A 13,718-nucleotide genomic window follows, 5' to 3' on the forward strand; every position below is an offset into this window, starting at 1 on the left:
GCCGGGTTGCCCACTGCGCAGAACCTCCACTCGGCCTCTCGAGGGGGCGACCACCGCCACAGCCGCCGAGGCGGCCTGAAAGCCGACCTGGCTCTTTGGTCGACCGCGCTGCCCTTCTCAGCTGCGCTCACTCATTCAGGATACGTACACCAATCCCGTGTAGGAGCCGGCTTGCTGCGGGCGGCGTTCCGACGATGGCGGTGTGTCATCCAACATATTTATTGGCTGAACGGACGCTATCGCCAGCAAGCCGGCTCCTACAGGGGATTGGGTTCACACGGTCAAAATTGTAGGAGCTGGCTTGCCAGCGATGGACGTCAACGATGGCGCGGGTTGTCTGGATGAGCGCGGTGTGTGGGCGTTTTTCGCGAGCAAGCTCGCTCCTACAGAGGAAACTCACTCCGGTCGTTGATTTTGCTGTTGCTTTGGCTTTTGATCTTGACTCACCCGCCCCTTCGGGAGGCTGAGTGGAGGCGTTCATCCGGGGAATGGCGCGCAGCGCCGTTCGACGCAGTCGAACTCATCGCATGTAGGTGCCAGCGAAGCCAACCGGAGGGCGATGCCCCCGGATGAATGCCGGAACGAAGGAACGCCGAGCCTTAGCGAGGGGCCGGACGCTCGGGGCGAGCCTTTTTTGCTTACTTTTTTTGGCGTTTGAAAAAAAGTGAGTCGCCGTAAGGGCGAAACCGCCAGCAGCCGTTACCGCAGCAATGGATATGTACTCGACCAACAAAAATCAGGCCGACCGATAACCGCCCAATAAAAAATGCCCCAATCTCTCGACCAGGGCATTTCTGTTCAACACAAATTACACAGACAAACTCAAAGCCTTAGTGCGAAACCGCCCCACTCGCCCCCAGCCCAGTCTGCGAACGAACAAACTGCGGGAAGAACAGCGCCCGCTCATTATCCGCAGCAGTCGACTTGTCAGTAATCGAGAAGAACCAGATCCCCACAAACGCAATGGCCATGGAGAACAGCGCCGGGTATTCATACGGGAAGACCGCCTTCTCGTGACCCAGGATCTGCACCCAGATGGTTGGCCCCAGCACCATCAAACCAACAGCACTGACCAGACCCAGCCAGCCGCCGATCATCGCACCGCGAGTCGTCAGCTTCTTCCAGTACATCGAAAGCAGCAGCACCGGGAAGTTACAGCTCGCCGCGATGGAGAACGCCAGGCCCACCATGAACGCAATGTTCTGCTTCTCGAACAGAATACCCAGACCGATCGCTAGCACCGCCAGGGCGATGGTGGTGATTTTCGAGACGCGAATCTCGTCCTTCTCGTTGGCCTTGCCTTTCTTGATCACGCTGGCATACAGGTCGTGAGACACCGCCGAAGCACCGGCCAGGGTCAGACCGGCAACCACTGCCAGAATGGTCGCGAACGCTACCGCCGAGATGAAGCCCAGGAAGATACTGCCACCGACCGCGTTGGCCAGGTGCACCGCCGCCATGTTGTTGCCGCCCAACAGCGCGCCAGCCGCATCTTTGAAGGCCGGGTTGGTGCTGACCAGCAGGATCGCGCCGAAACCGATGATGAAGGTCAGGATGTAGAAGTAACCAATGAAGCCGGTTGCATACAGCACGCTCTTACGGGCTTCTTTTGCGTCACTCACGGTGAAGAAGCGCATCAGGATGTGTGGCAGGCCAGCAGTACCGAACATCAGGGCCAGACCCAGGGAGAACGCGGAGATCGGGTCTTTCACCAGACCGCCCGGGCTCATGATCGCCTCACCTTTAGGGTGAACCTTGATCGCCTCGGAGAACAGTGCGCTGAAGTCGAAGTTGACGTGCTTCATCACCATCAGCGCCATGAACGAGGCACCGGACAGCAACAGCACAGCCTTGATGATTTGCACCCAAGTGGTCGCCAGCATGCCGCCGAACAGCACGTACATGCACATCAGGATACCGACCAGGATCACCGCAACGTGATAGTCGAGACCGAACAGCAGCTGGATCAGCTTGCCGGCACCAACCATTTGCGCGATCAGGTAGAACGCCACCACCACCAGCGAACCGCAAGCGGACAGCGAACGGATCTGGGTTTGCCCGAGGCGGTAGGACGCCACGTCGGCAAAGGTGTATTTACCCAGGTTACGCAGACGCTCGGCGATCAGGAACAGAATGATCGGCCAGCCCACCAGGAAGCCGATCGAGTAGATCAGGCCGTCGTAGCCGGAGGTGAACACCAGCGCGGAAATACCCAGGAAGGACGCCGCGGACATGTAGTCGCCGGCAATCGCCAGACCGTTCTGGAAACCGGTGATCTTGCCGCCCGCCGCATAGTAGTCGGCCGCCGAGTTGTTTTTCTTGGAGGCCCAGTAAGTGATGTACAACGTTGCGCCGACGAACGCCACGAACATCAGGATCGCGGCCATGTTCAGGGGTTGTTTCTGTACGGCGCCGGTCAGGGCGTCAGCCGCCCAGGCGCCAGGTGCGAAAGCTGCGATGCTCAATAGAGCCATTAGACGCCGGATCATTGCTGAGCCTCCTTGAGAATCGCATTGTTCAGGTCGTCGAATTCGCCATTGGCGCGTCGAACGTAGATCCCGGTCAGGATGAAGGCCGAGACAATCAGCCCGACACCGATCGGTATGCCCCAGGTAATCGATGACTCAGGGCTGATTTTCGCGCCCAGAATATGCGGCCCGTAAGCGATCAACAGGATGAATCCGGAGTAGAGACCAAGCATGATCGCCGAAAGAATCCAGGCGAACCTTTCTCGCTTACTAACCAGCTCCTTGAAGCGCGGGCTGTTTTGAATCGAGAGGTAAATGCTGTCGTTCATTGTTTTTATCCTCGCAGCACAGATTATTGTTGGAACGGTATCCACTCTATGCGGCTGCGGGGCAGGTTCCAGACGACCTTAGTATTAGAGCGACATGACAGAATCGCCATTTGTAGGAGCCAGCTTGCTGGCGATGGCGATCTTTCTGACGCCATCGCCAGCAAGCTGGCTCCTACAGAAAGCAAAAGGCCCCTTGGCTGTTATGCCAAGGGGCCTTGAGAAGTGCTGACCAGAAACGTCAGCTCAAATCATTTGGTCCAGTCTGCAACGCGCTCCGGGTGCTTGGCGACCCAATCCTTCGCAGCGGCTTCAGGCTTGGCACCGTCCTGAATCGCCAGCATGACTTCGCCGATTTCGTCTTTCGACGCCCACTGGAAGTTCTTCAGGAACTTGGCCACTTCCGGCGCTTTGGTTGCCAGTTCTTTGCTGCCGATGCTGTTCACGGTTTCAGCTGCGCCATAAACGCCTTTCGGGTCTTCCAGGAAGCGCAGTTTCCACTTGGCGAACATCCAGTGCGGCACCCAACCGGTGACGGCAATGGATTCGTTTTTCTTCTCGGCACGGGTCAGCTCGGCAATCATGCCGGCGCCGGAACTGGCCTTGAGTTGGTAACCGGTCAGGTCGTAGTCCTTGATTGCCTGCTCGGTCTTGAGCATCACACCTGAACCGGCGTCGATGCCGACAATACGTTTTTTGAAGCTGTCGTCGGTTTTCAGGTCATCGAGGGTTTTAGCTTGCACGTACTCCGGCACGATCAAGCCGATTTTTGCATCCTTGAAGTTCGGGCCGTAGTCGACGACCTGATCCTTGTTCTTGGTCCAGTATTCGCCGTGAGTCACCGGCAGCCAGGCGGACAGCATGGCGTCGAGTTTGCCTGTGGCCACACCCTGCCACATGATCCCGGTGGCGACGGCTTGCAGCTTCACGTCATAACCCAGTTTCTGCTTGATCACTTCGGCCGCCACGTGGGTGGTCGCGACGCTGTCGGACCAGCCGTCAACGTAACCGATGCTCAGGGTTTTGCTCTCGGCATTGGCCATCGTGGAGCCAATCGCAAGTACCAGTGCGGCACCCGCGCCTAAAAGTCGTCGCATCTTCATCGTTACTTCCCCGAAAGTGCTGCGCTCGACGGATGCCGAGTCGCGTCAACGTATTGTTATGGTGCACTGCGCGCCCATCACGCCTCACCGCAAACTCGTACGATCATCAGCGCGTTTTATTAATGAGAACACTGACGCCTCGATAATCAACCTGACGCCAACCTGAACCTGTGCTGTCAGCGACCTCAAGGCATCGAGAAACGACATCAGAACGCCATTAATCACGAGCACCTGAAAGGCCTCGGGCGATCCGCCCGAACTTTGCATGTCAAAATTATGCGAGCCACCAAGCGCGGGACAAATGCGGGTAACATGCGCGGCTTTGCTCCCAGACGGCCTGACCATGCCCGCGACATCACGCTTTCCTTTTTTCGCTTACCTTTTCGCCTGCCTGCTGGGGCTCTTTGCTCTCGGCGGTTTTTGGTACGGACTCGGCAAACCGGTGATTCTGCCGGACGTGGCCAGCGCGACGCACAAACTGCAATGCGCCTCCTACACCCCGTTCGACAAGGACCAATCGCCGTTCGATCAGCCGTTCAAGCTGCGCCCCGAGCGCATGGACGCCGACCTCGCGCTGCTGGCCACCCGCTTCGAGTGCATTCGCACCTATTCCATGACCGGCCTCGAGGCCTTGCCCGACCTGGCGCGCAAACATGGTCTGAAGTTGATGATCGGTGCGTGGGTGAACAGCAACCCGGTGGACACCGAGAAAGAAGTCGACCTGCTGATCGCCTCGGCCAACGCCAACCCGGACGTAGTCACGTCGGTGATCGTCGGCAACGAAGCCCTGTTGCGCAAGGAAGTCACCGGTGCGCAATTGGCCAGGCTGATCAACAAGGTAAAAAGCCAGGTCAAGCAGCCTGTCACTTATGCCGACGTCTGGGAGTTCTGGCTCAAACACCCGGAAATCGCCCCGGCGGTGGACTTCCTGACCATCCACCTGCTGCCGTATTGGGAAGACGATCCGTCGAACATCGACGCTGCGCTGCAACATGTTCGCGAAGTGCGTCAGGTGTTCGGCAACAAATTCGCCCCCAAAGACGTGATGATTGGCGAAACCGGCTGGCCAAGCGAAGGCCGCCAGCGCGAAACCGCACTGCCGAGCCGGGTCAATGAGGCCAAGTTCATTCGCAGCTTTGTGATCATGGCCGAGCAGGAAGGCTGGCACTACAACCTGATCGAAGCGTTCGACCAACCCTGGAAACGCGCCAGCGAAGGGGCCGTTGGTGGTTACTGGGGCCTGTTTGACGCCGACCGTCAGGACAAGGGCGTGCTGGCCGGCCCGGTGTCCAACGTACCGTACTGGTCGCAATGGCTGGCGGTGGGCGGGATGATTTTCCTTGGCACGCTGATCCTTGGCGGTCGTGTACGCAGTACCCGCTCTGCGTTGGTGCTACCACTGCTCGGCGCTTTGGCGGCCTGTTCGATTGGCGCCTGGGGCGATCTGGCACGCGTCACCACCCGATTTACCAGTGAATGGTTGTGGGTTGCGTTGCTGACGGCTTTGAACCTGTTGGTACTGGTGCATGCAGCGCTGACACTGAGTGACCGTAGCGGCTGGCGTCAACGGGCCTTCAATGTGCTGGAGCGCCGGGCCGGCTGGTTGCTGGCAACAGCAGGTTTTGCAGCAGCGGTGATGATGCTGGAACTGGTGTTCGATCCGCGTTATCGCAGCTTTCCGAGCGTAGCTTTCATCCTGCCTGCGCTGGTCTATCTGTGCCGGCCGGTGAGCGTGCCACGTCGTGAAATCGCGCTTTTGACCTTCATCATCGGTGCCGGCATTGCGCCGCAGCTGTATCGCGAAGGTTTGCAGAATCAGCAGGCCTGGGGCTGGGCGCTGGTGAGTGTATTGATGGTGGCGGCGTTGTGGCGCTGTTTGCGGGTTCGCAAGGCGTAATCTTCAGCGCGGCGAGCGGCCTCTTCGCGGGCAAGCCTCGCTCCTACGGGGATACGCGATTTCCTGTAGGAGCGAGGCTTGCCCGCGAAGGCTGACTGTCAGGCGCTACGAGACGCCCGGACCAACCGCAACCCCGCAATCACCACCGCAAACACCGCCATCGTCGTGTTGTACAACGCCAACGCCGGAAACCCGAACACCAGCGCCAACACCGCCAACCACCACCCTGCCCGCCCCGGCAACACGAAGCCGATCACGGCGGCGGCCACTGCCGCCCAACCCAACACCTGGAAATGAATCATCAGGCCCAGGTTCGAGCGGACCAGGCATTCCCAGCGACTCGCCTCGTCCGCGCAGAGGCCGACCCATTGCGCATCCTCCATGAAGCCATACCGCGCGCCATAACTGGCGGCCAGCCATAAAGGCAGCAAAACAAGCAGCAGAATTACCGGTAAACGGCGGGACATGAAGCACTCCAATCAGCGAAAAACGGCGGCCAGCTTAATCCCCCGGCAGCCTGACGCAAGCCTTAACAACAGTTAACTGGGCACTCAATCACTGCAAAGTGTATCGTCCAGCTACTATTACTCTGAAATTTGGCCTGATTGGTGTCGATACATGGCACTTTGGCGCAACCCCCGTGGTCATAGCCTGCGAACTTCATTCGGCACCTTTCTATAAGGGATCCAGTCATGCTCCGTTCCTTGCGCTTCGCCGCTCTGTTTAGCGGCCTTATCTTGAGTGCGTCCGCACTGGCGGTCGATATCGACGCCGCCAGTTATGGCTATCCCTTGACCAACCCGTTCGAGGCGACCATCGCCACGACGCCGCCGGACCTGCGCCCGGAGTTGCCGCTTGACGATGACATCGACCAGGAAACCCGCACCGTCACGCTGCGCCCGGAGCGTGAGTTCGAACTGCCGGACAACTTCTGGCCGGTGAAGAAGCTGACCTACCGCATCGCCACCCAGGATAAAGCCGCCCCGTTGATCTTCCTGATCGCCGGCACCGGTGCGCGCTTTGACAGCAGCCTTAACGAATACCTGAAAAAGCTCTACTACAAGGCGGGTTACCACGTGGTGCAGCTGTCGTCGCCCACCAGCTTCGACTTCATGAGTGCCGCTTCACGCTTTGCCACACCCGGCATCACCAAGGATGACGCCGAAGACATGTACCGGGTGATGCAGGCCGTGCGGGCACAAAACCCGAAAGTGGCCGTCACCGATTACTACCTGACCGGCTACAGCCTGGGGGCGCTGGATGCGGCATTTGTCGCGCATCTGGATGAAACCCGCCGCAGTTTCAATTTCAAGAAAGTCTTGCTGCTCAACCCACCGGTCAACCTCTACACCTCGATCACCAACCTGGACAGACTCGTCCAGACCGAGGTCAAAGGCATCAACAACACCACCACGTTCTATGAACTGGTGTTGGACAAACTGACCCGATACTTCCAGCAAAAAGGCTACATCGACCTCAACGACGCCCTGCTCTACGACTTCCAGCAGTCCAAGCAGCACCTGACCAACGAACAGATGGCCATGCTGATCGGCACGTCGTTCCGCTTCTCGGCGGCCGACATCGCTTTCACCTCGGACCTGATCAACCGTCGCGGCCTGATCACTCCGCCGAAAACGCCCATCACCGAAGGCACCAGCCTCACGCCATACCTCAAGCGTGCGCTGCAGTGCGACTTCGACTGCTACATCACCGAACAAGTGATCCCGATGTGGCGCGCGCGCACTGACGGCGGCAGCCTGCTGCAACTGATCGACCAGGTCAGCCTGTATGCCCTGAAGGATTACCTGCACGACAGCCCGAAAATCGCGGTCATGCACAATGCCGACGACGTGATCCTCGGCCCGGGTGACCTCGGTTTCCTACGCAAGACCTTCGGCGACCGCTTGACGGTTTATCCACTGGGCGGCCACTGCGGCAACCTTAACTATCGCGTCAACAGCGACGCCATGCTGGAGTTCTTCCGTGGCTAAATACCTCCTGCTTATCGCAGCGTTACTCTGTGCAGGCGTCGCCAATGCCGACAACAGCAAAGCCAACGCCCCGGTGGTCGTCGACAGTGACGGCTTCAAGGAGCCACTGAGCAAACTCAAGTTCAACCCGGGCCTGGATCAGCGCGAATTCGAACGCTCCTCCCTCAACGCCCTGAACGTGTACGACCCGCTGGAAGAGTGGAACCGCCGGGTGTATCACTTCAACTACCGCTTCGACCAATGGGTGTTCCTGCCGGTGGTCGACGGGTATCGCTACATCACGCCAAGCTTCCTGCGCACCGGGGTCAGCAATTTCTTCAACAACCTCGGCGACGTACCGAACCTGCTCAACAGCTTGTTGCAGTTCAAGGGCCAGCGTTCGATGGAAACCACCGCACGCCTGTTGCTCAACACCACCATCGGCATCGCCGGCCTGTGGGACCCGGCCACGGCCATGGGCCTGCCGCGCCAGAGCGAAGACTTCGGCCAGACGCTCGGTTTCTACGGCGTACCGGGCGGCGCCTACTTCGTGCTGCCGATCCTCGGCCCGTCCAACATCCGCGACACCGGCGGCCTGGCCGTGGACTTCACCGCCGAGTCGGCGATCAACTTCCTGAACGTCTCCGAAGTCAGTTCCAACCACCCTGAAGTGTGGGCCCTGCGCAGCATCGACAAGCGCCACCAGACCAGCTTCCGCTACGGCCAGCTGAACTCGCCGTTCGAATACGAAAAGGTGCGTTACGTGTACACCGAGTCGCGCAAGTTGCAGATCGCCGAGTAATTCATCGGCAACAAAAAAGGCCATTCGATGTGAATCGAATGGCCTTTTTTTGCAGCTTTCACTGGGTTGTAGGGCCCACGGTGTAGGAGCCGGCTTGCTGGCGATGGTCTCAAGTGCACCGCGTTTAACCAGTACCCCCGCGTTATCGTTAACGACCATCGCCAGCAAGCCGGCTCCTACAGGTTCAGCGTTTGACTGCCCGCCAGATCTTGCTGACAACCATCACACCCGCCAACACCACCGCACCCGCCACAATACCCGCCACGGCATTCAGCAACGTCGGCACGATAAACCCCGCACCGCCCGCCCCTGCGCTGACACCTTCAATCCAGTGATGAACCACCGGCACGCCGTGAGTGAGAATCCCGCCACCCACCAAAAACATTGCCGCCGTCCCGATCACCGACAGGCTTTTCATCATGTACGGCGCCGCACGCAGGATGCCGTTGCCGATGCTTTTAGCCATCTGGCCGGGCTTCTGGGTCAGCCACAGACCCAGGTCATCGAGCTTGACGATGCCCGCCACCAGCCCATAGACGCCGATGGTCATGACGATGGCAATGCCCGACAGCACGATGACTTGCTGGGTCAGCGACGCATCGGCCACGGTGCCGAGGGTGATGGCGATGATTTCCGCCGAAAGAATGAAGTCGGTACGGATGGCGCCCTTGATCTTGTCCTTTTCGAACGCCACCAGATCGACCGCCGGATTCGCCACCGCTTCGACAAGCTCCGCATGCTCGGCCTGGTCCTCAGTCTTACTGTGCAGGAATTTGTGCGCGAGTTTTTCGAAACCTTCGAAGCACAGGTAGGCGCCGCCGACCATCAGCAACGGCGTGACCAGCCACGGAATGAATGCACTGATCGCCAGCGCCGACGGCACCAGAATCAGTTTGTTGAGAAACGAGCCCTTCGCCACTGCCCAAACGACCGGGATTTCCCGTTCGGCACGTACGCCGCTGACCTGCTGGGCATTGAGCGCCAGATCGTCGCCGAGCACGCCGGCGGTTTTCTTGGCGGCCATTTTGGTCATCAACGCCACATCGTCGAGTACCGCGGCAATGTCGTCGATCAGCAACAGTAAACTGCTTCCTGCCATGAATCAGGTGTCCTTCTGGAATGAATGCTGCGCAGCATAGCGCGGCCGAGCGCCACATGGGGCATTCTTGAGCGCCGCGCGAGGCCGGTGCTACCATGCGCAACCGCCAGAACAGGCAAGGAACCACCTGGTTTATGAGCACTATCCGCGAGCGCAACAAAGAACTGATCCTGCGTGCCGCCAGTGAAGAATTTGCCGACAAGGGCTTCGCTGCGACCAAAACCAGTGACATCGCAGCCAAGGCGGGATTGCCCAAGCCCAACGTCTATTACTACTTCAAATCCAAGGAAAACCTCTACCGCGAGGTTCTGGAAAGCATCATCGAGCCGATTCTGCAGGCCTCGACGCCGTTCAACGCCGACGGCGTGCCCAGTGAAGTGCTGAGCGGCTACATTCGATCGAAAATCCGCATCTCCCGCGATTTGCCCTTTGCCTCCAAGGTGTTCGCCAGCGAAATCATGCACGGCGCCCCGCACCTGAGCGCCGACCTGGTCGAACAACTGAACAGCCAGGCGAAACACAACATCGACTGCATCCAGACCTGGATCGACCGCGGCCAGATCGCCCCCATCGACCCCAACCACCTGATGTTCAGCATCTGGGCCGCGACCCAGACCTATGCAGACTTTGACTGGCAGATCACCGCCATCACCGGCAAGGCCAAGCTGGATGAAGAGGATTATGAAGCGGCGGCGCAGACGATTATCCGGTTGGTGCTCAAGGGGTGTGAGCCGGATCGGTAGACCTAGCTGCCCCCCTTCGCGAGCAAGCCCGCTCCCACAGGGGTTTTGTGTACGACTCGGATCCATTGTGGGAGCGGGCTTGCTCGCGAAGGAGGCGACTCGATCCTACGATCAAACCCAGATCGCATCCCACAACGGATAGTTGCCAAGCTTTTCGACCAGGCCCGCCCGCAACGGGTTGGCGACAATATACCGAGCAAGCTTCACCAAATCCTCCTCACGGCGCAAAGCATGATCATGAAAGCTCTACTGCCAAAGGCTGCCCGTCCTGCCCGTGGCAGCATTGATTGTTCGAGTACTCAGTGATTTTGTCTGACACATCAACTGGCCCAGTGACCCTTTTTGCAATTGGATCAGCCAGTGAAAATGATCGGGCATGACAACAAAGGCCAAGGAGTCAGCAAACCCTTGCGCCTGTGCTTGTTTGAATTGGTGTACGACCAATCTTCCCAGGGTGTAATCCCTGAAAACAGGCTCGCGTCTCAGGGTATTGGCGGTTAGAAGATAGATACGGTTTTGTTCGGCAAACCGACCGATGCGCAGTCGGTGTGATGCTGAAAGCTCTGGCATTCCTTTGCCTCTCTCATTGTGGATACATGAGAAGGCTAGGTCAGTGAACTGAAGACTGAGGGGCAGACTTTTAGCTGGATGTGTCTGGGAGATTGCTTTCGCGAGCAAGCCCGCTCCCACATTGGTTTTGTGTACGACGCAGATCCGATGTGGGAGCGGGCTTGCTCGCGAAAGCGGCAGATCAATCAATAAAGATCCTAAGCACTCACCCCCGCATCCGCCCGCAACCCCAGCGCCTCGATCGCATTGATCGCACACTGTTCATCAACATCCGACAGATCCCCGCTGATGCCCACAGCTCCCAGCACATTCCCGTCCTGATCCCGAATCAACACACCGCCCGGTGCCGGCACCACGCTGCCCTGCCCCAGGCTGTTCAACGCCGCGATAAACGCCGGGCGCTGCTGGGCGTCCAGCGCCAGCAGGCGTGAGCCTTTGCCCAGCGCAATGGCGCCCCAGGCTTTGCCGATGGCGATTTGTGGCCGAAGCAGGCTGGCGCCGTCTTCGCGTTGCAGGGAAACCAGGTGTCCGCCGGCATCCAGCACGGCGATGGTCAAAGGGGCCGCGTTGATTGCACGCGCGGCGGAGATGGCCTGACTGGTCAGGTTGACTGCCACTTTCAAGGTTAAAGCGCTCATGGTGCCGTCCTCATTTTGTTATAGGGAAAGCGGAAGGACTGCGCGCTTGCATCGCAGTCCGATGCAACAAATAGAACACAATGAGTTATTTTTTTGTATACAATAATTATCGAAAAGCGCCACATGCGACGAAAAGCCACAGCAGAACAGGCTTCCGACGAATGAAACAGTCGCTTGAGAAAATGGATTGACCTGCGCCGTCCGCCGTGAATACACTCTGCGCAAAGCCACTTGTATACAATTACAAAACGTAAGAGGCACAAAACCATGAGCAAAATGAGAGCAATCGAAGCCGCCGTTCTGGTGATGCGCCGCGAAGGGGTTGATACCGCTTTTGGCATCCCCGGTGCCGCCATCAACCCGCTGTACTCCGCCCTGCAAAAGGTCGGCGGCATCGATCACGTCCTCGCTCGACACGTTGAAGGCGCGTCGCACATGGCCGAGGGCTACACCCGCACCAAGGCCGGCAACATCGGCGTGTGCATCGGCACTTCCGGCCCGGCCGGTACTGACATGGTCACCGGGCTCTACAGCGCCTCGGCCGACTCGATCCCGATTCTGTGCATCACCGGGCAAGCACCCCGCGCCCGCATGCACAAGGAAGACTTCCAGGCTGTCGATATCACCACCATCGTCAAGCCAGTGACCAAGTGGGCGACCACTGTCATGGAACCGGGCCAGGTGCCGTATGCGTTCCAGAAAGCCTTCTACGAAATGCGCTCCGGCCGTCCAGGCCCAGTGCTGATCGACCTGCCGTTCGACGTGCAGATGGCCGAAATCGAATTCGACATCGACGCCTACGAACCGCTGCCACTGGCCAAGCCAACCGCTAACCGCGTGCAAATCGAGAAGGCCCTGGCCATGCTCGATCAGGCCGAGCGTCCATTGCTGGTCGCCGGTGGCGGCATCATCAATGCCGACGCCAGCGAGTTGCTGGTGGAATTCGCCGAGCTGACCGGCATTCCGGTGATCCCGACCCTGATGGGCTGGGGCACGATCCCGGACGATCACCCATTGATGGTTGGCATGGTGGGCTTGCAGACTTCGCACCGTTACGGCAACGCCACCCTGCTGAAGTCCGACGTGGTACTGGGCGTCGGTAACCGTTGGGCCAACCGCCACACCGGCTCGATCGACGTGTACACCGAAGGCCGCAAGTTCATTCACGTTGACATCGAGCCGACGCAAATCGGCCGCGTGTTCAACCCGGACCTAGGCATCGTTTCCGACGCCGCTGCCGCGCTGACCGTGTTCATCGAAGTCGCTCGCGAATGGCAAGCCGCCGGCAAGCTGAAAAACCGCAGCGCCTGGCTGCAAGACTGCCAGCAGCGCAAAGCCAGCCTGCAACGCAAAACGCACTTCGATAACGTGCCGGTCAAACCGCAGCGCGTTTACGAAGAGATGAACCAGGTGTTCGGCAAAGACACCTGCTACGTCAGCACCATCGGTCTGTCGCAGATTGCCGGCGCGCAGTTCCTGCACGTCTACAAGCCGCGTCACTGGATCAACTGTGGTCAGGCCGGCCCGCTGGGCTGGACCATTCCGGCTGCACTGGGCGTGGTCAAGGCCGATCCGAACCGCAAGGTTGTGGCGCTGTCGGGCGACTATGACTTCCAGTTCATGATCGAAGAATTGGCGGTGGGCGCGCAGTTCAAGCTGCCGTACATCCATGTTGTGGTAAACAATTCGTACCTGGGGCTGATTCGTCAGGCCCAGCGCGGTTTCGACATGGACTACTGCGTGCAGCTGTCCTTCGATAACCTGAACGCTCCGGAACTCAACGGTTACGGTGTCGATCACGTCGCGGTTGCCGAAGGCCTCGGTTGCAAGGCGCTGCGTGTGTTCGAACCGGCTCAGATCCAGCCTGCACTGCGCAGGGCCCAGGAGCTGATCGAAGAGTTCAAGGTGCCGGTGATCGTCGAGATTATTCTGGAGCGCGTGACCAACATTTCCATGGGCACCGAGATCAACGCCGTCAACGAATTCGAAGACCTGGCGCTGGTCGGCAACGATGCGCCGACCGCGATTTCGCTGCTCGATTAACAGCTGACCGCCTCCCTTGTAGGAGCCAGCTTGCTGGCGATGCGGTGTATCAATCGACA

The 13,718-nt window shown here is 59.0% G+C and carries 11 protein-coding genes and 1 pseudogene; 5 read left to right on the plus strand and 7 right to left on the minus strand.

Features of this window, described 5'->3' with window-relative positions; all coding sequences use genetic code 11:
* Positions 1 to 830: 830 nt before the first annotated feature.
* The 3 genes from PMI32_RS21135 to PMI32_RS21125 all read right to left on the minus strand — a co-directional run bounded on the left by PMI32_RS21135 (position 831) and on the right by PMI32_RS21125 (position 3,897).
* Positions 831 to 2,489 carry a cation acetate symporter gene (locus tag PMI32_RS21135; protein WP_008026758.1) on the minus strand — a complete coding sequence of 553 codons (1,659 nt, stop codon included), beginning with the start codon at positions 2,487 to 2,489 and terminating at the stop codon, positions 831 to 833.
* The gene (locus PMI32_RS21130) at positions 2,486 to 2,797 is read right to left on the minus strand and encodes a DUF485 domain-containing protein (RefSeq protein ID WP_008026759.1); all 312 of its coding nucleotides are present in this window, start codon (positions 2,795 to 2,797) and stop codon (positions 2,486 to 2,488) included. Before PMI32_RS21130 ends, PMI32_RS21135 begins: the two co-directional genes overlap by 4 nt.
* A 248-nt stretch (positions 2,798 to 3,045) precedes the next feature.
* Positions 3,046 to 3,897, minus strand: coding sequence for a glycine betaine ABC transporter substrate-binding protein (locus tag PMI32_RS21125; protein ID WP_008026760.1), 852 nt, complete (start codon positions 3,895 to 3,897; stop codon positions 3,046 to 3,048).
* 301 nt (positions 3,898 to 4,198) lie between these two features.
* Here PMI32_RS21125 and PMI32_RS21120 point away from each other — a divergent pair, with 301 nt between their 5' ends.
* Positions 4,199 to 5,794: a glycoside hydrolase family 17 protein gene (locus tag PMI32_RS21120; RefSeq protein ID WP_008026761.1), complete on the plus strand. Its 1,596-nt coding sequence runs from the start codon at positions 4,199 to 4,201 to the stop codon at positions 5,792 to 5,794.
* Between the two features lie 98 nt (positions 5,795 to 5,892).
* On the opposite strand, the gene PMI32_RS21115 is transcribed toward PMI32_RS21120, so the two are convergent.
* Positions 5,893 to 6,261, minus strand: coding sequence for a hypothetical protein (locus PMI32_RS21115; protein ID WP_008026762.1), 369 nt, complete (start codon positions 6,259 to 6,261; stop codon positions 5,893 to 5,895).
* Between the two features lie 225 nt (positions 6,262 to 6,486).
* Between PMI32_RS21115 and mlaY the strand changes: the two genes are divergently transcribed.
* Both mlaY and PMI32_RS21105 read left to right on the plus strand, forming a co-directional pair.
* Positions 6,487 to 7,785 (plus strand): lipid asymmetry maintenance lipase MlaY, encoded by a 1,299-nt coding sequence (gene mlaY / locus PMI32_RS21110; protein WP_008026764.1) that lies wholly within the window; start codon positions 6,487 to 6,489, stop codon positions 7,783 to 7,785.
* Positions 7,778 to 8,566: an MlaA family lipoprotein gene (locus PMI32_RS21105; protein ID WP_008026766.1), complete on the plus strand. Its 789-nt coding sequence runs from the start codon at positions 7,778 to 7,780 to the stop codon at positions 8,564 to 8,566. Before mlaY ends, PMI32_RS21105 begins: the two co-directional genes overlap by 8 nt.
* Positions 8,567 to 8,750: 184 nt before the next feature.
* Here the strand turns inward: PMI32_RS21105 and PMI32_RS21100 are convergent, their stop codons facing one another.
* Positions 8,751 to 9,665: a DUF808 domain-containing protein gene (locus PMI32_RS21100; RefSeq protein ID WP_008026769.1), complete on the minus strand. Its 915-nt coding sequence runs from the start codon at positions 9,663 to 9,665 to the stop codon at positions 8,751 to 8,753.
* Positions 9,666 to 9,799: 134 nt separating this feature from the next.
* On the opposite strand from PMI32_RS21100, the gene PMI32_RS21095 reads away from it, so the two are divergent.
* On the plus strand, positions 9,800 to 10,408 hold the full coding sequence (locus PMI32_RS21095) for a TetR/AcrR family transcriptional regulator (protein WP_008026771.1): 609 nt from the start codon (positions 9,800 to 9,802) through the stop codon (positions 10,406 to 10,408).
* Between the two features lie 111 nt (positions 10,409 to 10,519).
* Here the strand turns inward: PMI32_RS21095 and PMI32_RS0128730 are convergent.
* A pseudogene (locus PMI32_RS0128730) lies at positions 10,520 to 10,978 on the minus strand (REP-associated tyrosine transposase).
* Between the two features lie 197 nt (positions 10,979 to 11,175).
* The gene (locus PMI32_RS21090) at positions 11,176 to 11,616 is read right to left on the minus strand and encodes a GlcG/HbpS family heme-binding protein (RefSeq protein WP_008026773.1); all 441 of its coding nucleotides are present in this window, start codon (positions 11,614 to 11,616) and stop codon (positions 11,176 to 11,178) included.
* Between the two features lie 267 nt (positions 11,617 to 11,883).
* Between PMI32_RS21090 and gcl the strand changes: the two genes are divergently transcribed.
* The gene (gcl, locus tag PMI32_RS21085; RefSeq protein ID WP_008026775.1) at positions 11,884 to 13,659 is read left to right on the plus strand and encodes a glyoxylate carboligase; all 1,776 of its coding nucleotides are present in this window, start codon (positions 11,884 to 11,886) and stop codon (positions 13,657 to 13,659) included.
* Positions 13,660 to 13,718 lie beyond the last annotated feature (59 nt).

It is taken from the genome of Pseudomonas sp. GM60 (assembly GCF_000282415.1).
In the GTDB taxonomy this organism is placed as follows: domain Bacteria; phylum Pseudomonadota; class Gammaproteobacteria; order Pseudomonadales; family Pseudomonadaceae; genus Aquipseudomonas; species Aquipseudomonas migulae.